This is a genomic window from Nocardia sp. 348MFTsu5.1 (genome assembly GCF_000383535.1).
GTDB classification, from domain to species: domain Bacteria; phylum Actinomycetota; class Actinomycetes; order Mycobacteriales; family Mycobacteriaceae; genus Williamsia; species Williamsia faeni.
On record NZ_KB911511.1, the window covers coordinates 235814 to 255558 of the forward strand.

General features: G+C 63.6%; 16 protein-coding genes. 11 read left to right on the top strand and 5 right to left on the bottom strand.

Annotation, left to right across the window (positions count from 1 at the left end; translation table 11 throughout):
* Positions 1–321 precede the first annotated feature (321 nt).
* Together H290_RS0107460 and H290_RS0107465 are read left to right on the top strand one after the other, a co-directional pair.
* The gene (locus H290_RS0107460) at positions 322–1794 is read left to right on the top strand and encodes an MFS transporter (RefSeq protein ID WP_020106162.1); all 1473 of its coding nucleotides are present in this window, start codon (positions 322–324) and stop codon (positions 1792–1794) included.
* Positions 1795–1820: 26 nt separating this feature from the next.
* Complete coding sequence (locus tag H290_RS0107465; protein ID WP_020106163.1) at positions 1821–2699, top strand: universal stress protein; 879 nt, start codon at positions 1821–1823, stop codon at positions 2697–2699.
* A 13-nt stretch (positions 2700–2712) separates the two neighbouring features.
* Here H290_RS0107465 and map read toward each other — a convergent pair whose 3' ends face one another.
* Positions 2713–3498, bottom strand: a complete 786-nt coding sequence (gene map, locus H290_RS0107470) for a type I methionyl aminopeptidase (RefSeq protein WP_020106164.1) — start codon at positions 3496–3498, stop codon at positions 2713–2715.
* Between the two features lie 29 nt (positions 3499–3527).
* Here map and H290_RS31425 point away from each other — a divergent pair, with 29 nt between their 5' ends.
* Positions 3528–3668, top strand: a complete 141-nt coding sequence (locus tag H290_RS31425) for a hypothetical protein (RefSeq protein WP_020106165.1) — start codon at positions 3528–3530, stop codon at positions 3666–3668.
* A 92-nt stretch (positions 3669–3760) separates the two neighbouring features.
* Here H290_RS31425 and H290_RS0107480 read toward each other — a convergent pair whose 3' ends face one another.
* Positions 3761–4609 (bottom strand): SMP-30/gluconolactonase/LRE family protein, encoded by an 849-nt coding sequence (locus H290_RS0107480; RefSeq protein WP_028462912.1) that lies wholly within the window; start codon positions 4607–4609, stop codon positions 3761–3763.
* A gap of 37 nt (positions 4610–4646) precedes the next feature.
* Positions 4647–5420 (bottom strand): TSUP family transporter, encoded by a 774-nt coding sequence (locus H290_RS0107485; RefSeq protein ID WP_020106167.1) that lies wholly within the window; start codon positions 5418–5420, stop codon positions 4647–4649.
* A 102-nt stretch (positions 5421–5522) separates the two neighbouring features.
* On the opposite strand from H290_RS0107485, the gene H290_RS0107490 reads away from it, so the two are divergent.
* A complete protein-coding gene (locus tag H290_RS0107490; RefSeq protein ID WP_196809515.1) occupies positions 5523–6731 on the top strand; it encodes an acyltransferase in 1209 nt (402 codons plus the stop codon).
* Here the strand turns inward: H290_RS0107490 and H290_RS0107495 are convergent.
* Positions 6721–7326: a vancomycin high temperature exclusion protein gene (locus H290_RS0107495; protein WP_020106169.1), complete on the bottom strand. Its 606-nt coding sequence runs from the start codon at positions 7324–7326 to the stop codon at positions 6721–6723. The genes H290_RS0107490 and H290_RS0107495 overlap by 11 nt on opposite strands.
* Before the next feature lie 196 nt (positions 7327–7522).
* Between H290_RS0107495 and H290_RS0107500 the strand changes: the two genes are divergently transcribed.
* The 6 genes from H290_RS0107500 to H290_RS0107525 all read left to right on the top strand — a co-directional run bounded on the left by H290_RS0107500 (position 7523) and on the right by H290_RS0107525 (position 17419).
* Positions 7523–10825: a (Fe-S)-binding protein gene (locus H290_RS0107500; RefSeq protein WP_028462915.1), complete on the top strand. Its 3303-nt coding sequence runs from the start codon at positions 7523–7525 to the stop codon at positions 10823–10825.
* A 114-nt stretch (positions 10826–10939) separates the two neighbouring features.
* Entirely contained in the window at positions 10940–12193 is a 1254-nt protein-coding gene (locus H290_RS0107505; protein WP_020106171.1) for a pyridoxal phosphate-dependent aminotransferase, read from the top strand.
* A 142-nt stretch (positions 12194–12335) separates the two neighbouring features.
* Positions 12336–13904, top strand: coding sequence for an SDR family oxidoreductase (locus H290_RS0107510; RefSeq protein ID WP_196809516.1), 1569 nt, complete (start codon positions 12336–12338; stop codon positions 13902–13904).
* Positions 13901–14779 (top strand): metal-dependent hydrolase, encoded by an 879-nt coding sequence (locus tag H290_RS0107515; RefSeq protein ID WP_020106173.1) that lies wholly within the window; start codon positions 13901–13903, stop codon positions 14777–14779. Before H290_RS0107510 ends, H290_RS0107515 begins: the two co-directional genes overlap by 4 nt.
* Positions 14776–15894 (top strand): PDR/VanB family oxidoreductase, encoded by a 1119-nt coding sequence (locus tag H290_RS0107520; protein ID WP_020106174.1) that lies wholly within the window; start codon positions 14776–14778, stop codon positions 15892–15894. The genes H290_RS0107515 and H290_RS0107520 overlap by 4 nt, the downstream gene beginning before the upstream one ends.
* Positions 15895–15925: 31 nt before the next feature.
* Positions 15926–17419, top strand: a complete 1494-nt coding sequence (locus H290_RS0107525; RefSeq protein WP_020106175.1) for an NAD(P)/FAD-dependent oxidoreductase — start codon at positions 15926–15928, stop codon at positions 17417–17419.
* Here H290_RS0107525 and H290_RS0107530 read toward each other — a convergent pair.
* A complete protein-coding gene (locus H290_RS0107530; protein WP_020106176.1) occupies positions 17401–19014 on the bottom strand; it encodes an MFS transporter in 1614 nt (537 codons plus the stop codon). The two genes, H290_RS0107525 and H290_RS0107530, sit on opposite strands and share 19 nt — an antisense overlap.
* Before the next feature lie 167 nt (positions 19015–19181).
* On the opposite strand from H290_RS0107530, the gene H290_RS0107535 reads away from it, so the two are divergent.
* Complete coding sequence (locus H290_RS0107535; protein WP_020106177.1) at positions 19182–19742, top strand: WHG domain-containing protein; 561 nt, start codon at positions 19182–19184, stop codon at positions 19740–19742.
* The last annotated feature ends 3 nt before the right edge of the window (positions 19743–19745 follow it).

Sequence of the window (19745 nt, forward strand, 5' to 3'; positions counted from 1 at the left end):
TCTGGGTCTGAAACCTCAGCGCGATCGACTCAACTTCTACCGAGTCTTGATCCTCCAGTCAAGTCAGGTTGAGTGTAGGCCGCTCAGGTCTCTCGAGTTGTACAACCGGCCGCATCCCGATTGTGTTCCCGACTTCGCGAAAAAGTTGATTCGAGTGGACTCAAGTCTGGCGGGAGTGCCGTTTGTCACCGGGCAGAATCCGGGAGAGGTGCGTCACGAATGGCTGATCAGGGTTTGCGGACAGCAAGTAGTTGTCTTAACCTAAGTATAAATCGACTGACTTAGATCTGAACTTTTCTCTATATCCGACGGGGAGCCACGATGACCAGTCCCACCACTTCGCCACCAACGACCCAGAGCCCACCGACCGGGCCGATCGTCGCGGTGCTGGCATTCGCCGGCATCGTGGCCTCCCTCATGCAGACCCTGGTCATCCCGATCATCCCGCAACTGCCCGAGTACCTCGGCGCGTCGCCATCTGACACGGCGTGGGCCGTGACCGCCACGCTGCTGGCCGCGGCGGTGGCCGTGCCGACGATGGGCCGCCTCGGAGACATGTTCGGCAAGCGACGCATGATGCTGATCAGCATCGCGCTGCTCGTGGCCGGTTCGGTCGTCTGTGCGCTCTCGTCGAGCATCATCCCGATGATCATCGGCCGAGGACTGCAAGGCCTGGCAGCGGGCCTCATCCCGCTGGGCATCAGCGTCATGCGCGACATCCTGCCTCCCCAGAAGCTCTCAGGTGCCGTTGCCGTCATGGGCGCTTCGCTGGGTGTGGGCGGCGCGCTCGGCCTTCCGATCGCCGCGGTCATCGCCGAATATTCCGACTGGCACATGCTCTTCTGGGCATCCGCTGTTCTCGGCCTCGTCGCAGCTGTCCTGGTGGTTCGCGTGGTCCCCGAGTCCCCGATACGGACCGGTGGCAAGTTCGACTTCGTCGGCGCGATCTCACTCGCGATCGCTCTGATCGCCCTGCTGCTGCCGATCTCGAAGGGATCGAACTGGGGCTGGACCGACACCAAGACGATCGGTCTGCTGGTCATTTCGCTGGTCGCATTCCTCGTGTGGGGCTGGTGGGAGCTCCGCACCGACAAACCGCTCGTCGACCTGCGGGTGTCCGCCCGCCGCCAGGTGCTCCTCACCAATGCGGCGTCAATTGTCTTCGGGTTTGCGATGTTTGCCCAGACGATGGTCTTCCCCCAGGTGATACAGCTCCCCGAGGCCACCGGTTACGGACTCGGCGGATCGATGCTCCTGTCCGGTCTGGTGATGGCACCCTCCGGCATCATCATGATGCTGATCTCCCCGTTCGGATCGAGGCTCACCAACGCACGCGGACCCAAGACCACCTTGATGCTCGGTGCCGTTGTGGTGGCCATCGGATATGGCGTCGGCGTCTTTGCAATGCACTCGATCTGGCAGATGGTCATGATCGCGCTCATCATCGGCGCCGGAACAGGATTGGCCTACGGCGCGATGCCGGCGCTCATCATGTCGGCGGTTCCGCCCACCGAAACCGGTGCCGCGAACAGCTTCAACACGCTGATGCGGTCACTGGGCACTTCGTTTGCCAGCGCCATCGCCGGTGTCATCCTTGCCAACATGACGATGACCCTCGGCTCCGCAACCGTGCCTTCCGAGAACGCATTCCGTGTCGTCATGGCATTGGCTGCCTGCTCGGCAATCACAGCATTGATCATCACCGTGTTCCTGCCCAAGTTCCGGGCACCGATCGCCGCCAAGGGATCATTGTCTGCAGACGACGTCGAGCCTGAACTCATCTCGTCGAAGTAGGCACCATCACTAGGAGAAAAACGCGCATGTCGAAGTCAGCTGTGATCGTCGGAGTCGACGGTTCTGAAAGTTCGGACCAGGCCGTTGTGTGGGCCGCGAACACCGCCCAGCTCATGGGACGCGAGCTGGTTGTGGTCGGCGTCTACGAACCCCAGATCGGTGGATACGCGGGATCGGCGATGGCGTACACCGGCGACCTGATCACAATGCTCCAGAAGGCAGTCGTGGATACGGTTGCCGCGTCCGTGCAACTGGCCCGCGAGACCGCGCCGGCGGTACAGGTATCGAGTCGGGTCGTCGCGGGAACTCCCACATCCGTGCTCAACGACGAATCTGCCAACGCTGCACTGGTTGTCGTCGGGAGCCGGGGTCGTGGTGCGGTCAAAGGCCTGATCGCCGGATCCGTCAGCACCGGCGTGGCCGCACACGCCGCCAGTCCCGTTGCCGTCATCGCTCATACCCCGGGCACCGGCCCGGTGGTGGTCGGCATCGACGGCTCGGAGATCAGCGATCACGCACTCACGGCGGCGTTCGAGCAGGCATCGCTACGGGGAACCGGACTCACCGTCGTCCACACCTGGACCGACCTGGCCACCAACACATTCGGCGGATTGGGCATCACCGACGACCTGGTCCAACTGTCCCAGGATGAGGCGCACAAGCTCGTCGCGGACCGAGTTACGGCCCACGCCACCGACTACCCCGACGTCGCCGTGTCGACGATTGTTGCCGCAGACGGGCCCGCCCACCAGTTGCTGACCGCGGCCGGCGAGGGTGCCCAGCTGCTCGTCCTGGGCAGTCGCGGACGAGGCGGTTTCACCGGTCTGCTGCTCGGCTCGGTGAGCCAGACCGTGCTGCACCACGCGCCGAGCCCGGTCCTGATCGTCAAGACCCCCGTCGGCTGACCTGGAGACCCGGTCAGAGCCGGGTGAGAATCTGCGGTCCGTCCGCTGTGATCGCGATCGTGTGTTCGCAGTGGGCGGCCCGGGCTCCGGATGCGCTCCGCAGTTCCCATCCGTCGGCGGCGTGAATGTACCGGTCGTCGCCACCGTGGATCAACATCGGTTCGATCGCAATCACCAGTCCGACACGGAGTTTCATACCGCGCCCCACCCGTCCCTGATTGGGGACGTGTGGGGCTTCGTGCATCGCCCGGCCGATGCCGTGTCCGCCATGGTTTTCGAGCAGCCCGTATCCGGCAGCGCGCGCGGGTCCGGCGATAGCATGCCCGATGTCGCCCATCCTCCCACCGGGCTGCGCGGCCTCGATACCTCGCAGCAGTGCGGCCTCGGTGGCGGCAATCAAATCGACATCAGCCGAATCTTCTTGACCCACAATGAAACTGACTGCGGCATCGCCACACCAACCGTCGAGGAATGCCCCACAGTCGATGCTCACCAGGTCGCCATCCCGAAGCTCCCGCCCATCCGGGACGCCGTGCACGATCCCGTTGTTGACACTGGCGCAGATGACTCCGGCAAACGGGGTCGGCGCCCATTTCGGGTGGTAGTTCAGAAAAGCCGGCTTCGCTCCGGCTCCCTTGATGACGGCTGCCGCGACGTCGTCGAGCTGTGTGAGCGTCGATCCGACAGCAGCTTCCGCTTCCACTGCGGACAACGCCCGCGCGACCACTCGTCCGGCCTCACGCATCATCTCGATCTCGCCGGGTGACTTGAGTTGCCCCTTTGACTTGAGTTGCACCATCTGCCGGTCCCCTTTCGCACTCACCCGCCATGATCCCCCACAACGTCAGCAACGAGTACCGCATCGACCTCGATGGCCTCCGTGGCATCGCGATCACCCTGGTGGCCGTCTTTCACATCTGGTTCGGCCGGGTCTCCGGCGGCCGTCGGAAACATTCTGGTGTGGCATGACTTTCACCATTTGAGCACCACGTTTGTGCGAAGCCTGATCCCCGCGCTGGGGACCGACATGCAGAAGGTGTTGTCCGGCTGGTGGTGACCGGTCAGGGCGATCCCACGCCCGGCACGTCGACCCGCGCCTGCATGATCCTCCCCGCGGACTCGCCTTTCACGAGGCCCTCTTCGGTGGTCTCGTTGACCACCATGTACAGCGTGCGCCCGTCGGGTCCACCGAGGGCGGATGCGACAGCCCATCCGCGGTCGATCGCAACGCGATGGGTGACGGTCCCGCCCGCGACGACCCGGAGGAACTCACCGGAGTCGTAGCAGCCGACCCACACCCCGCCTTCGACGTCGACGCAGAGGCCATCGGGATGCCGATGTTCGCCCAGGTCAGCGAACACGCTTGAGGCGCTGAGGCTTCCGTCGGCTTCAATTGGAAACGTCAGAATTCGCGACCCCTTCGTCTCGCTGACGACGAGGGTCGTCCCGTCGGGCAAGAGGGCGATGCCGTTCGGGACGGCGAGGCCTTGTGCCACGATCCGCACACCTCCGGAGGGGTCGACGAGGCCGATCGCGCCTTCCATCCCCGTCGCGGACGCCTGGTAGAGGTCGACGTAGCCACGGCCGTCACGGGCGACGAACAGGTCGTTGGTCATCCGGGCGAGGTCATTGAGCTCGAACGTCGCTGACACCTGCCCTTGGGCGTCGACGTGGTGGATCTTTGGCTCGAAGAGGGTGGACACGACGAGAGTCCCGTCGGGCAACCAGCCCAGCCCCGAGGCGTGCTCGATCTCGGCCTCCACGACAAGGTCACCCGATTCACCAACCGAGTACACCCGACCTGCCAGTCCGTCGGTGAACCATAGCCGGTCGCCTCGCCAACGAGGCCCTTCGCCGAAGACGATGCCATCGACAAATGGCACTGGCTCAATAGCTTCGACCGCTGTCATAACTCACAAGCTAGTCGCAAGCCCGATCGGGCGCGTATCAGGCCCACTGATCCCAGGCGAGTTTGATCGACATCAGTACGACCACGGTCAGGAGTGCGATCCGAATGACACCTGTCCCGCGATTCAACACAGTCCGAGACCCCAGGATCGATCCACCTATATTGGTGACTGCGAGCATCAAACCCAGTGCCCACCAGATGTTTCCGCCGATGGCGAAGACCATCAGCGCGCCGAGGTTGGTGGCCGTGTTGGCGATCTTCGCCAGCGCCGCACTCTCGATGAAGTTGCGCGACAACAACGCCGTGAGCGCGATGATGAGGAACATGCCGGTTCCGGGACCGAAAATGCCGTCGTAGTAACCGATCACGGCAAACGCGATACATCCACCGACCATTTGACGACCGGTCAGCGGTGGGCTCTCTCCGCTGTTGCTGCCGAAGGAGGGCCGCACCGCGACAAAGATTCCCACCGCCAGCATCAACACGATCACCAGTGGCCGGATGACATCGGCCGACACCGCAGTTGCCGACAACGCCCCGGCGGCCGAAAACGTGAACGCAATCGGTACCGACATCAGTGCCAGCTTCCGAGGTACCTTCACGGCCCTCGAATAGTTGAACGCGGCCACACTTGTGCCCGCGATGGCCGCCACCTTGTTGGTGCCCAGCACCGTCGCCGGCACCGCACCCGGAAAGGCGATCAGCATCGCCGGGATGAGGATCAGCCCGCCACCGCCGATGACCGCGTCGATCCAGCCGGCCACCCCCGCAGCGGCCAGCAACAACACCAGGACATCCCAGTCCGGAATCATCAACCCCACCTGTCATGCATCCCTGCACGGTAGTTCGCGGCTGACTGTGACCCGGACCTCCCATCGTGCAACTTCCCCGTCGGGTACGGCATGCTGGACGCGATGCTTTCCCCCACCAACCCAACCCTTTTGCTCTCCACGACCGAAACCACAACGGCCGGTTCGTCGACAAAACGCACATATCTCCACCACGTGGATCTGATCCGGGCGACCACGTTTTCGCTGGTCATCTTCGTGCACTGTCTCACCGCAACCACCGACGAGTTCCACAGCATGCCGGTGAACTCGACGGCCCTGCTGTTGCATTTCACCCGAAACATGTTCTTTGCCCTGACCGGGTACGTGCTGATGTATCAGAACTTCGACCGGGGCGATTTCCGGACGGTCCACTTCTGGCGCCGCCGGATCAAGCTGGTCATCATCCCGTATCTGATCTGGTCGTTCATCTACTGGGTGATCGAGGACATGTGGGACCGCGGCCGCCTCGGCGACGTCACCGGGAGCCTGGACGAGTTCTGGGACCTTCTCAAGTGGGGCCTGTCGGGCTTCCACATGTACTTCCTGTTCGTGATGCTGCAGGTGTACCTACTGTTTCCGCTGGTCCTGTGGCTGGTCCGGGCCACGAGAAACCACCACGTAGCGCTGCTCGCGGGCAGCTTTGCGGTCCAGGTCGCGGTCATCTCGATCATCACCTACTGGCAGCCACCACAGAGTTGGTCGAATGTCTGGTGGCACTACTACGCCACCTTCATCCCGTACCAGTTCTTCATCGTCCTCGGCTCGGTTGCCGCGGTTCATCGCGAGGAGACCCGCCACTGGTTGCGCGGCAAGGGCTGGTGGCTGTTCGCGTCGCTGGTGCTCACCGCCGCGTTCGCACTCGGGACCTTCTGGCGGCGGGTGTGGGGCCTGCACCAGATCCCCATCTACGCCGGCGCGGCGTTCCAGCCGACGCTGCTGCTGTTCCTGATCGTGGCCATCATCTGCCTGTACGCCTTCGGCCGGCACTGGGCCGACACATATCGGGAGCAGACCCCACGATTCGATCGGGTGGTCAAGTACGCGTCGAACAGGTCGTTCAGCGTGTTCCTCTGCCACGCGATCCTCATCTTCTTCATCCTGCATCCGCAGAAGGACGGTCAGCCGTGGATCAAAACCCTGGAATCGCCGTGGGCCACGATCTTGATGTACATCGGCACCATCGCGGGTTCATTGCTGCTGGTCGAGATCCTGCGACGCCTGCCCGGCTCTTCGTACCTGACCGGACGTCCACGGCTGCCACCGCTGCGATCTACCCGTAGACCTAGTTGGTGAGACTGGTCAGAAATGCCCTGGGCCGCGCCAGATATGTCTCACGAATGTGATTGCGCGCCACCGACCACATCGGGCAGTCACAGTCGGCGTACACCCCGTGCGCGTCGACACCGATGTCGCGACACAGCGCAATCGCGCGCCCGAGGTGGAAGCCCTGGGTCACGACGAGGACGTCGTCGAAGCCGTAGACCTCGCGGGAACGACGACAACTCGTCGACGTGTCGTAGCCTTCGGGGTCGTCGACGATCGCGGCGGCCGGGACGCCATGTTCTTCGAGGTAATGGCGCATCACGGCCGGTTCATCGCCGGCCTCCGGGCGACCGTTGCCGGAGTTCAGGATTCGCTCGACCCGGCCCGTTCGGTACAGCTCGAGTGCGGTGTCCAGGCGGCCCTGCACGTAGGAGCCGGGCCCACGCTCATCAACCTTCGACCCGAGCACCAACGCCACCGGCGCAGATGGTGCGTTTTCGACGGAGAATTCGCGACCGAACGCCAGCACGTATACCCATGTCGCAGCCGCCGCGACGACAAATTGGACACCGATCATGGCCGCGCCGATCAATGCAACAAATCTGACGCGATTTATGGCGGACATCACAATGGACCTTACCGATTAGTAACTTAGGTCAACCTGCGCAATAGTGCTGCAAAGACAAGCCTTAACGTACCTAGTGGAGAACACTGCGTGCGCTCTGCGCTGTGTACTGCCGTCCCGTTGAACGATCCACCTCCAGGTTTGAAGAATTCGCAACCGGAGTCAGGAAGTTCGGTAAGAGAAAGGCCACGACGCCGTGAATGCCACGACGATCACCCTAGGAACCATCGGGCTCCTTCTCAGCCTGGTGTGCTGGGCCTTATTCCTACGTGGAGTGGGCCGCATCTTCCGAACGATCATGAAGGGACAACCGGCGCCCGATCGGTGGCGTCCCTTCATCCCGCGCTTCAAGACGATGGTCGTCGAGTTCATCGCCCACACCCGGATGAACAAATTCCGGACGGTGGGCTGGGCCCACTGGCTGGTGATGATCGGCTTCCTGCTGGGTTCGCTGTTGTGGTTCGAGGCCTACGGCCAGACTTTCAACCCTGAATTCCACTGGCCGCTGTTCGGCGACACGTTCGTCTGGCACCTGCTCGACGAGATTCTCGGCCTGGGCACCGTGATCGGCATCTTGACGCTGATCATCATCCGGCAGCTCAACCATCCGCGAGTGCCCGAACGGCTGTCCCGATTCGGTGGCTCGCGGTTCGGTGCCGCGTACTTCGTCGAGATCGTGGTGCTGCTCGAGGGTCTGGGCATGATCTTCGTCAAAGCCGGCAAGATCGCCACCTACGGCCACTCGGATCCCGCATCCGATTTCTTCACGATGCAGGTCGCCAAGCTCCTCCCCGCGAGCGTCGTCATGGTGTCGATCTTCGCGTTCATCAAGCTGATGAGCGGCATGATCTGGCTGGCCGTTGTCGGCCTGAACATCACCTGGGGTGTCGCGTGGCACCGGTTCGCGGCGTTCTTCAACATCTACTTCAAGCGTGAGGACGACGGCGGCGTCGCACTCGGTGCTGCCAAGCCGATGATCTCCGGCGGCAAGGTCCTCGACATGGAGACCGCAGACCCCGACGTCGACGCGTTCGGCGCCGGCAAGATCGAGGACTTCTCCTGGAAGGGCTGGCTCGACTTCACCACGTGTACCGAGTGTGGTCGCTGCCAGAGCCAGTGCCCCGCGTGGAACACCGGAAAGCCGTTGTCACCCAAGCTGCTCATCATGTCGCTGCGTGACCATGGCTATGCCAAGGCTCCGTACCTGCTCGCCGGTGGCAAGAAGGACATGGGCGGCGACGAGGTCGGTCTCGTCGACGGTGACGGCAACGTCAAACAGGACAAGCTCGACGCGATCCCCGAAGCCGCCCGCCTCGAAGCCGAACGCAAGCTCGTCGGTGAGAGCGAAGGCGCGACCGGTGCCGTCATCGACACCGAAACACTGTGGAGCTGCACCACCTGTGGCGCCTGCGTGGAGCAGTGCCCCGTCGACATCGAACACGTCGACCACATCATCGACATGCGTCGCTACCAGGTCCTGATCGAGTCGGACTTCCCGACAGAGTTGGCCGGCCTGTTCAAGAACCTCGAGAACAAGGGCAACCCCTGGGGCCAGAACTCCAAGGACCGCACCAAGTGGATCGACGAGATGGACATCGAGATCCCGGTGTTCGGCAAGGACGTCGAGAGCTTCGAAGGATTCGAATACCTCTTCTGGGTCGGTTGTGCCGGCGCCTACGAGGACCGCGCCAAGAAGACCACCAAGGCCGTTGCCGAGCTGCTCGACATCGCCGCCGTCGACTTTCTGGTCCTCGGCGAGGGCGAGACCTGTACCGGTGACTCCGCTCGCCGCGCGGGCAACGAGTTCCTGTTCCAGATGCTGGCGCAGCAGAACATCGAGATGCTCGGCGAGGTCTTTGCCACCGCCCCGAATCAGAAGAAGAAGATCGTCGTCACCTGTGCGCACTGCTTCAACGCGCTGGGCAACGAGTACCCGCAGGTGGGTGGCACGTACGAGGTTGTGCACCACACCCAGCTGCTGAACCGGCTGGTCCGCGACAAGCGCCTGATCCCGGTCGCCGAGGTCAACGAGGACATCACCTACCACGACCCCTGCTACCTGGGACGCCACAACAAGGTCTATGACGCTCCCCGTGAGCTGATGGCCGCGTCGGGCGCCAACCTGAAGGAAATGCCTCGCCACGGCGAGCGGTCGATGTGCTGTGGCGCCGGTGGTGCCCGCATGTGGATGGAAGAGACCATCGGCAAGCGCATCAACGTCGACCGGGTCGACGAAGCCCTGGCGACCAACCCCAAGAAGGTTGCGACCGGTTGCCCGTTCTGCCGAGTGATGCTGACCGACGGTGTGACCGCTCAGATCGCGGGCACCGAAAAGGAAGGCCAGGTCGAGGTTGTCGACGTTGCGCAGCTGATCCTGGAGTCCGTCAAGCGTGGCGCCCCTGAGATCAAGCGTGGCGGACGGTTCCTCGGAGCTGCATCGCTCGGCCTGTCGGCTCCCACGATCGAGCCGGATGAGACGAAGGCACCGGAACCGGCCAAGGCCGCAGTAGCTACCGCTGCTGCTGCCACCGCGTCGACGGTCACGGTCGACAAGCCCAAGATCGGCGGCGGACTGGGTATCGGCGGCGGGGCCAAGAAACCAGGCGGAGCCCCCAAACCAGGTGGAGGCGCACCGAAGCCCGGTGGCGCAGCCAAGAAGCCGGGTGGACTCGGCATCGGCGGCGGCGCCAAGAAGCCCGGCGGCGGCGCTCCCAAACCAGGTGGAGCAAAGCCTGCTGCGGCGGCCGCACCGGCCGAAGCAGCCGCAACCGAGGCACCGGCAGCCGAGACCGCAGCACCCGCGGCCAAGGGTCTGGCGATCGGCGGCGGCGCCAAGCGTCCGGGAGCTCCCCGGCCCGGCGGCGCAGCCAAGAAGCCAGGCGCGGCCAAGCCCGCAGCGGCAGCACCCACCACTGAAGCAGCACCGGCAGCACCCGCAGCCGAGGCAGCACCGGAGGAGACCAAGCCGGCAGCCGCACCCGTGAAGGGTCTGGCCATCGGTGGCGGCGCCAAGCGTCCGGGAGCACCCCGGCCCGGCGGCGCAGCCAAGAAGCCAGGCGCAGCAAAGCCGGCTGAGGCAGCACCGGCAGCTGAGCCGGAGCAGCCCGCGGAGTCGGCTCCTGAAGAAGTTGTCACCGAGGCCGTCGCCGACACCGTGACCGAAGCTCCGAAAGAGCCGGCGGTTCCGGTGAAGGGTCTGGCAATGGGTGGGGCCGCGAAGCGTCCGGGCGCAAAACGTCCGGGAGCTCCGAAGCCGGCCGCAGCAGCCAAGCCGGCTGAGGCAGCGGTGGAGACAGCCGAAGAGCCGGAAACCCCGGCAGTCGAAGAGCCGGAGGCCCCGGCAGTCGTGGCAGAAGCACCCGCGGCTGTCGAGCCGGAAACAGCACCGGCAGCAACGGGTTCGACCAACTCCGATGGCCGCACGCTGGCCGAGTCCGGCCCGACCAAGGCCAAGGGCTTCGGAATCGCGGCCGGCAAGAAGCGTCCGGGCAAGAGCTGACGGTCTGGGGGCAACGAGTGTTCAGCGGCGATCGCAGGTCCGGAATGTCGGCATTTGCGAGTGATTGCAACGCACGCTGAAACTCGCTTGCCCCCTACTGGCACCATAAGGGGCGTGAGCAGACCACACGTTTCGCATGTTTATCGCGACCTGAAACCCCTCGAGCAATCGGCGAAGCTACGCAACGTCGCCTATGAGATCCGCGGACCCGTGACGGCCCACGCCGCCCGCCTCGAGGCCGAAGGCCACCGGATCCTCAAACTGAACATCGGCAATCCCGCCCAGTTCGGCTTCGAGGCCCCAGACGTGATCATGCGCGACATGATCCACGCTCTCCCCTATTCGCAGGGCTACAGCGAGTCGCTGGGCGTTCTGTCCGCCCGCCGTGCGGTCGTGACGCGGTATGAGCTGCTGCCCGACTTCCCGTACTTCGACGTCGACGACGTGATCCTGGGCAACGGTGTCTCCGAGCTGATCACGATGACCATGCAGGCTCTCCTCGATGACGGCGACGAGGTGCTGATCCCATCGCCGGACTATCCGCTGTGGACCGCCATGACGGCGCTGTCCGGGGGCAAGGCCGTCCACTACGCGTGCGACGAGTCCAACGACTGGAACCCCGACATCGAAGACATCGCGGCCAAGATCACCCCGCGCACCAAGGCGCTCCTGGTGATCAACCCGAACAACCCCACCGGCGCTGTCTATTCGCGCGAGGTCCTCACCCAGATCGTCGAGTTGGCGCGCAAGCATTCGCTGCTGATCCTCGCCGATGAGATCTACGACAAGATCCTGTACGACGAGGCCAAGCACATCAACATCGCCTCGCTCGCGCCCGATCTGCTGTGCCTGACATTCAACGGCCTGTCCAAGGCGTACCGGGTGTGCGGTTACCGGGCCGGCTGGGTCGCGATCACCGGCCCCCAAGATCATGCCAAGGGATTCGTCGACGGTATGAAGATGCTGGCTTCGACACGTTTGTGCTCAAATGTGCCGGGCCAGCATGCAATTCAGGTGGCACTGGGTGGCTATCAAAGCATCGATGCCCTCGTCCTCCCCGGCGGACGGCTGCTGGAACAGCGCAATGTCACCTGGGAGAAACTCAACGAGATCCCCGGCGTCAGCTGCGTGAAGCCGATGGGCGCGCTGTATGCGTTCCCCAAGATCGACCCCGAGGTGCACGAGATCCACGACGACGAGAAATTCGTCACCGATCTGCTCCTGCGCGAGAAGATCCTGGTTGTCCAGGGAACGGGCTTCAACTGGCCCAACTCCGACCACTTCCGCGTCGTCACCCTGCCCTGGGCCCGCGACCTCACCGACGCCATCGATCGCCTGGGCAACTTCCTGGCCAGCTACAAGCAGTAGCTGCTCCAACCCCCTGCCAGTTGAGCGAGTCTGCAGTTGTGAAGGCTGCAGACTCGCTCATTTGTGCTGGTCGGTCCCCTGGCGATTTATATGTGACTGCTGGTAACGTCTAATGCATCACAGCGAGCTCAAAGGGGAGTTGATGACCGCTATTGATCAGAAGATCGACTGGCAACGACGAACGGTCACTCGTGGGGGCATAGAGCTGGCCGTGTTCGAACTCGGGCACCGGGCGCAGGATCGACCGACCGTGGTGCTGGTGCACGGGTGGCCGGACACGCACCACCTGTGGACCCAGATGGCCTCCCAACTGGCCCGGCGTTACCACGTGGTCGCCTATGACACTCGCGGTTACGGGGCGAGCGACCGCCCGGACGGGGACGCCGCCTATCGCCTGCCCGAACTCGCCGCTGACCTGTACACGGTCATCGACACGTTCAGTCCGGACCTGCCGGTTCACGTGGTCGCCCACGACTGGGGTTCGGTTCAGACCTGGGAGGCCGTCAGCGTACCGGGCGCCGAGCGGCGGATCGCATCCTTCATGTCGGTGTCAGGCCCGAACATGGACCACTTGAGCGTATGGACCCGAGAGCGGCTACGGCGACCGACACCGAAGTCGTTGGCACAAGCGCTTTCTCAGGGATTGTCGTCTGCCTACACCGTGGTCTTCCAACTGCCGGTGATCCCGAAGATCCTGCTGAGCACCGCGATATGCCCGGCGCGCTGGCAGAGGTGGCTCAACAAGCTCGAAGGCACCGACCCCGACAATCTCGATCTTGCGCCGACATTTCGCGCCGACACGATATCCGGCCTGCGCTACTACCGCGCCAACATTCGCGAACGGATGCGCAAGCCCAACCCGCGGAGCACAAGAGTCCCTGTCTTCGAGATCGTCAACACCCGAGATGTCGCGTTGCGCAAGGCAATCTACGTCAACAGCCATCGGTACGTCGATCGTCTCTGGCGCAACGACACCCCGACCGGCCATTGGCTGCCCTATACGAACCCCGACTACCTGGCCGACATGGCAACCCAATTCATCGAAACGATCCGCGGAACCGCCTCGTCTCCCATCATCGATCGCGCCCGCCAGGACGGTCGCCATCGTCTGCTGTCCGGAAAACTCGCCGTGGTCACGGGAGCCGGCAGCGGAATCGGATGTCGCACAGCATCTCTGCTGGCCGAGAACGGTGCCGAAGTCATCGTCACCGACATCGACCTGGCCTCGGCCAGGCGGACCGCGGCGACCATCATGTCCACCGGAAACACGGCCCACGCCTACGAACTCGACGTCACCGACAGCAGAGCGTTCGCCGCATTCGCCGACGACGTGACACGACGGTACGGTGTTGCCGACCTGGTGGTGAACAACGCCGACGTCAGTGTTGCCGGTCAGGTACTCGACAACAACGTGCTCGCGGTGATCACCGGAAGCCGACTCTTCGGCCAGCGGATGGTCGATCGTGGTGTCGGTGGGCACATCGTGAACATCTCGTCGGCCGGGTACGCCGCCGGAAAAGCCGGCATCCTGATGTTCAGCGAAACGCTTCGCACCGAACTCGCCGAACACCACATCGGGGTGTCGGCGGTTTGCCCCGATCAGGTCGGGGAGCAACTGCAGGCCATGATGACCGACCTGCACCGGCGCAGCGGTTTCACCCCGAAGTGGCTCGAAAGATTGCCCGGGCGAACCCGTTCCGGGAGGGCATGATGTACAACTTCGATCCAGGACCAGTCGAACTCCACGCCCGCAACGTCGAGTTCGACTGGAAAGACACACCGCTGCACTGGATTCCGGATCATCCGGTTCCATCCAACGTGGCCAGCATGCTGAACCTGTTGCTCCCCGAAGGTGAGCGGTGGTTTGTGCAAACCTACAACGAAGCGCTGCCATTGGTGCAAGACGAAGAACTCGCCTCGGCCATGCGCGGATTCATCGGCCAAGAGGCGATGCACGCCGAAACCCACGACCGGGTGCTGTGGGAGTTCCTGGAAACACGCGGCCTCGACCCCGCGCCCTTTCAGAAACAGATGGAATGGGTGTTCCGCAAGGTCCTCGGACCGTCGCAGCACCCGAATGCCGATGTGCGGCATAAACATCTGGTCGAGCGACTTTGGTTCATCGCGGCCATCGAGCATTACACCGCCATCCTGGGTGACTTCGCTCTCAACAACACCTGGACCGAGTACAACGCCGACCCGGTGATGGCCGACCTGTTTCGGTGGCATGGCGCAGAGGAGGTCGAACACCGCGAGGTGGCCCACGATGTGGCCACCTACTTCGGTGACAGCTATCTCAAGCGCGGACGCGCGATGCTGGTGGTTCTGCCGGCGCTGTTGTTCGTGATCAACCGGGGCACCAAATTCCTTGCCCTGAACGATCCCGGCGGCAAAATCGGTTACACGAGACTGATGCTCGGATACTTCCGGGGAGCGCACAAGGGACTGCTGCCCACGGTTCGATCCATCATCCTGGCCACCTTCACCTATTTCAAACCCTCGTTCCGGCCGACACAGGTCGGATCCACCGCCCAGGCTGTCGCATATCTCGCGTCATCTCCGGCAGCAAGGGCCGCGAACAAGTGAATCAGCGTCACCTCGAGCACACCACCACCATGACCTCCGCGCCTCCACACCTGCGGGGGCGATACCAGCGCGATCCCGCGATGCGGGTTGCCGGTGTCATCGGCAAGGTCTGGTTTCCGTTGTGGGGCAGGTTCACCCATCTGGACATCCCCGGTCCGGCCGACAGGGTCACCACGCTGAAGGTTGTCGGACGTGAGGTGGTCGCGCACGACAACAACGTCGTTGCACTGACGATGGCCGCACCCGATGGCGGTGAGTTGACACCCTGGTACGCCGGGGCGCATCTCGATCTGCTGCTCCCGTCCGGCCGGATGCGGGAGTATTCCCTGTGCGGCGACCCGGCCGACCGTAACCGCTATCGCATCGCGGTCCGGCGGATCCCTGACGGAGGCGGCGGATCGATCGAGGTGCACGACACCCTCACCATCGGCAGCTCTGTCCGGATCAAAGGTCCTCGCAACGCATTTCCGCTGGCCGCGCCCGGCCACGGATCGCCGGCTAAGAAGCTGCGATTCATTGCCGGTGGTATCGGCATCACACCGATCCTGCCCATGCTGGGCGCCGCCCAGCGTCTCGGACTGGACTGGTCGATGCTCTACACCGGTCGCACATCTGCCACACTGCCATTCCTCGACGAGCTCACCGGCTACGGCGACAAAGTGACCATCCGAACCGATGACCGGTACGGGCTGCCCAGCGCCGCAGATCTTCTCGGTCCGATGAATGCCGGAACCGCGGTGTACTGCTGCGGTCCGCCACCGATGCTTCACGCAATCCGCACCGAGCTACTCGGACGCGGCGATGTCGAACTCCACTTCGAGCGCTTCAGCCCACCACCGGTGGAGAACGGCCGGCCGTTCACCGTCACCATCGGCTCGAGCGACCGGAGGATCCCGGTCGGTGCAACAGAATCCGCACTGGCAGCGATTCGGCGGGAGCTGCCGTCGGTCCCCTACTCCTGCCAACAGGGATTTTGCGGAACCTGCAAGGTCCGAGTTCTCGAGGGCGCCGTGGATCACCGCGACAACACCCTCACCGGACCCGAACGTGATGCCGGCGTGATGCTCACCTGTGTATCCCGCGCCGAAGGAAATCACCTTCGCCTCGATCTATAGACTTCCCACCCTCTGAGCCCAGGAGAACCCGATGGCAACAGCCAACATCCAGCAGCCTGACCACACCGTCGCGATAGTCGGTGCCGGGTTCGGCGGACTTGCTGCCGGAATCAAGCTGCAGGAACGCGGTATCGACGACTACGTCATCTTCGACCGCAACGACGATGTCGGTGGCACCTGGCTCGCGAACCGGTATCCCGGCGTCGAGGTCGACATCCCCTCGGTGACATATTCGTACAAGTTCGCGCTGAATCCCGAGTGGTCCCAGGTGTTCGCCCCCGGCGCGGAGTTGCTGCAGTACGCCCGAGACATCGCCGAGCGATATGGCATCCGCAAGCACATCCGGTTCGGAACTCGGGTCACCGCAGCCGACTTCGACGACTCCACCGATCTGTGGACCATCACCACCGCGGCCGGGGACAGGGTCACCGCACGATTCCTGATCTCATGCCATGGCGCACTGTCGACGCCGGCCACCCCGGACCTGCCCGGCCTAGAGAACTTCTCGGGCAAGGTGCTGCGATCGGCGTCGTGGGATCACGACTACGACCTGACCGGCAAGAAGGTCGCCGTCATCGGCACCGGCGCCACCGGCATCCAGATCATCCCGACCATCGCACCGCAGGTCCAGCACCTGACCGTGCTGCAACGCACGGCGATCTGGGTCCTGCCCAAGCCGAATGCGCCCATCCCCGGCTTCCTGCGCAACATCTACCGCGCAATCCCCAAACTTCAACTGCTGCCCCGTTTTCTCATCGACTCGACCTTCGAGATCGCCGAGACGATCGGGGTGGTCCACAACAAACAACTGCCGGCCATCACCCGCGGGATGGAAAAGCTGTGCCGCCGACATCTGCACAGCCAGGTCAAGGACAAGCGGATCCGCGAGCAGCTCACACCACACTATGGCTACGCCTGCAAACGCCCGTCGTTCTCCAACGACTACTTCCCGACGTTCAACCGCGACAACGTCGATCTGGAAACCGAATCGATCTCGCAGATCACCAGTACCGGAATCGAATTCGCCGATGGCAGCAATCTAGCGATCGATACCTTGATCCTGGCAACCGGATTCAAGATCTTCGACCTGCCGTACGAGATCAGCGGCATCGACGGCCAAGATCTGGCGAAGACATGGGATTCCGAACGGATGTACTCCTACGAGGGCATCACCGTTCCGGGTTTCCCCAACCTGTTCCTGGCACCGGGTCCGTACGGTGTCATCGGCTTCTCGTGGTTCGACACGATCGAGCTGTGTGTCACCCACGCCGTACAAGTGGTCGCCAAGGCCGTGAAGTCCGGTTCGCCTCAGGTCAGCGCCACCGACGAGCAGACCACCGAGTTCGTGGAGAAGATGCGCAAAAAGGTGCGCAGCACAGTCTTTGCAAGTCCGCGCTGCGCCGGGTCGAATACGTATTACATCAACGCCCAGGGCGATTCGCCCTACCTTCGGCCGACCACTCGGATCGAGTCGGCGCGCTCACTCCGCAAGGCACTCAAAGAAGGCTACGAGTACTCGGCCTGACGTTCGCGCTCGTCGAGTACAACATCGTCGGCGACAACTTCGGCGACCACAGCGTTGCCGAGTTTGTCGCCACGCAGGGTGAACCAGGCGATCGGTGCTGCCAGTCCGGCGGCCGCGATCGCCGCGATGACCGAGGTGTGGAGGCCGTCGACAAACGCGTCCTGGATGGTCACGAGTATCTGCTGGCCCGATGCCCCGCCGATGCCCGACGCCATCTCCACTCCGGCCATCACCGAGTCCTTGGCGGTGTCAACAGCTTCGGGCGGTAGTCCGACGTTGTCGAGTTGGGTTCCGATCTGGGCGGTGTAGACCGAGGTCAGGATGGAACCGAGAACTGCCACACCCAGGGTTCCACCGATTTCGCGGGTCACGTCGTTGACCGCCGAGCCGGCACCGGTCTGATCCGCGGACAACGAGTTGGTGATGATGTTGGTCGCGGGACCCTGCACAAGCGCCAGTCCCATCGCCATCAGGCTCATCGACCAGATGATCAGGCCCCAGTACGACGCATCCCGGCCCGCCACCAGGACCAACGCAAATCCGCCGGCCATCGTGGCCGAGCCCAGCGCTGCCACCCGGCCGGGACCGATCTTCCGGGCGAAAATCATTGCCAGCGGCGAAAATACGGCCATCACGACCGCGAATGGCAGCGTGTGCAGACCAGCGGAGAGCGGGCCGTAGCCTTTGACGGCCTGGAAGTACTGGGTGATCAGGAAGATGAACCCGAAGAGGCTGAAGAACGCCACCGCGATCAGACCCGATGCCACCGAGAAATGCCGGTTCGCGAATAGCCGAACATTGAGGATCGGGTGCGCCGATCGCAGCTCACGCAGTATAAAGAGCGTGAGAATGACTGCGGCTCCGACGAATCCGGCGATCGAGACCGCAGAATCCCAGCCGTGGTTCGGCCCTTCGATGAGGGTGTAGACCAGCAACGCGACACCTGCGATGGACGTGATCGCACCGATGGCATCAAACGGACCCGGCTGCGCCTTGCCACCACTCGGCACCACCAGCGCAACACCCACCAGCACCGCAGCGGCGATCGGTAGATTGACCCAGAACACCGAGGACCACGAGTAGTGCTCGAGCAGCCAGCCACCGAGGACCGGACCGATCGCCACGGCGATACCCGATGTACCAGCCCAGATGCCGACGGCGATCGCACGTTCCTTGAGGTCGGGGAACAATCCGATCAGCAGTGACAGCGTCGCCGGGAACACCATGGCGGCAAACAATCCGAGCCCGGCCCGGGTTGCGATGAGTTGCCCCAGTGTTTGCGATTCGGCAGCGACGACCGAGACCGCGGCAAACCCGAGGACACCGATCACCAACATCCTGCGGCGGCCGAAGCGATCCGCGAAGTGTCCGGCGGTCAGCAGCAGTCCCGCGAAGGTCAGCGTGTAGGCATCGACAACCCACTGCAGACCGGAATTGTCGGCGGAGAGGTCACGGCTGATGGTCGGCAGTGCCACGTTGACGATGGTGTTGTCGATCATCACCAGCAGCACCGCGCCGCAGAGGGCGGCCAGTGCCCACCAGCGCTTGTCGGTTGCCGGCGATGTCGCCGGCGCAACCAGGGTTCGGTCACTCATCGAAGGCTCCTAGTGTGGAAGGTTGATCTATTGTTGTAGTACGTTGCTCTACTTAAGTAGAACGCTGTGCCACAATGGTGTCAAGTGTTATCGAGGACGTTTATGAAAGGATCGAGGTCGTGGCAGCAAGATCGCCGGGAACGGCAACGCGAACTCCAGCCGGTGACGTGCGCGGACTGTTACTGGCCGCCGCTTTGCGGGTCCTCGATGAACACGGCGAAAAAGGTCTGACAGTTCGGGCGGTCGCGACCGAGGCCGGTGTGGCGCCGATGGGTGTCTACAACCACTTCGACGGCAAATCCGGCTTGATGACCGCGGTGGTCACCGAAGGGTTTACGCAACTGCGCGCGATGATCGGCGGTGTGGTCGATTCCGACACCGCGGCCCGACTCCGGGGTGCAGGTGTGGCCTACCGCGACTTCGCCCTCCGATCACCCACGCTGTACCGGCTGATGTTCTCCGGTCAGTGCAAGCCAGAGGGCGACCTCGGCGAAACCGCCCTCTACGCCCTGACCGAGATCATCCGGCACGGACAGGCGGCCGGAACCATCAGGGACGGCGACCCGATGACCCTGACGTTGCAGATCTGGGCCTGTGTCCACGGCGCAGTCAGCCTCGAGATCGATGCGCGCGAGTTCGACGGCGGTGGACCGGCCGGCACCAACTCGCACTGGCCCCACGTCTACGAGCAGACCCTCGACCTGATCAGCCGCGGTGTCGCACCCTAGCCG

Bases quoted from the DNA above. Each gene is read 5' to 3' on its own strand.
- H290_RS0107510 (WP_196809516.1), top strand. From the start codon at position 12,336: ATGACCGCTATTGATCAGAAGATCGACTGGCAACGACGAACGGTCACT.
- map (WP_020106164.1), bottom strand. From the start codon at position 3,498: ATGGTGCAACTCAAGTCAAAGGGGCAACTCAAGTCACCCGGCGAGATC.
- H290_RS0107530 (WP_020106176.1), bottom strand. From the start codon at position 19,014: ATGAGTGACCGAACCCTGGTTGCGCCGGCGACATCGCCGGCAACCGAC.
- H290_RS0107480 (WP_028462912.1), bottom strand. From the start codon at position 4,609: ATGACAGCGGTCGAAGCTATTGAGCCAGTGCCATTTGTCGATGGCATC.
- H290_RS0107515 (WP_020106173.1), top strand. From the start codon at position 13,901: ATGATGTACAACTTCGATCCAGGACCAGTCGAACTCCACGCCCGCAAC.
- H290_RS0107465 (WP_020106163.1), top strand. From the start codon at position 1,821: ATGTCGAAGTCAGCTGTGATCGTCGGAGTCGACGGTTCTGAAAGTTCG.
- H290_RS0107485 (WP_020106167.1), bottom strand. From the start codon at position 5,420: ATGATTCCGGACTGGGATGTCCTGGTGTTGTTGCTGGCCGCTGCGGGG.
- H290_RS0107495 (WP_020106169.1), bottom strand. From the start codon at position 7,326: ATGTCCGCCATAAATCGCGTCAGATTTGTTGCATTGATCGGCGCGGCC.
- H290_RS0107525 (WP_020106175.1), top strand. From the start codon at position 15,926: ATGGCAACAGCCAACATCCAGCAGCCTGACCACACCGTCGCGATAGTC.
- H290_RS31425 (WP_020106165.1), top strand. From the start codon at position 3,528: ATGATCCCCCACAACGTCAGCAACGAGTACCGCATCGACCTCGATGGC.
- H290_RS0107460 (WP_020106162.1), top strand. From the start codon at position 322: ATGACCAGTCCCACCACTTCGCCACCAACGACCCAGAGCCCACCGACC.
- H290_RS0107490 (WP_196809515.1), top strand. From the start codon at position 5,523: ATGCTTTCCCCCACCAACCCAACCCTTTTGCTCTCCACGACCGAAACC.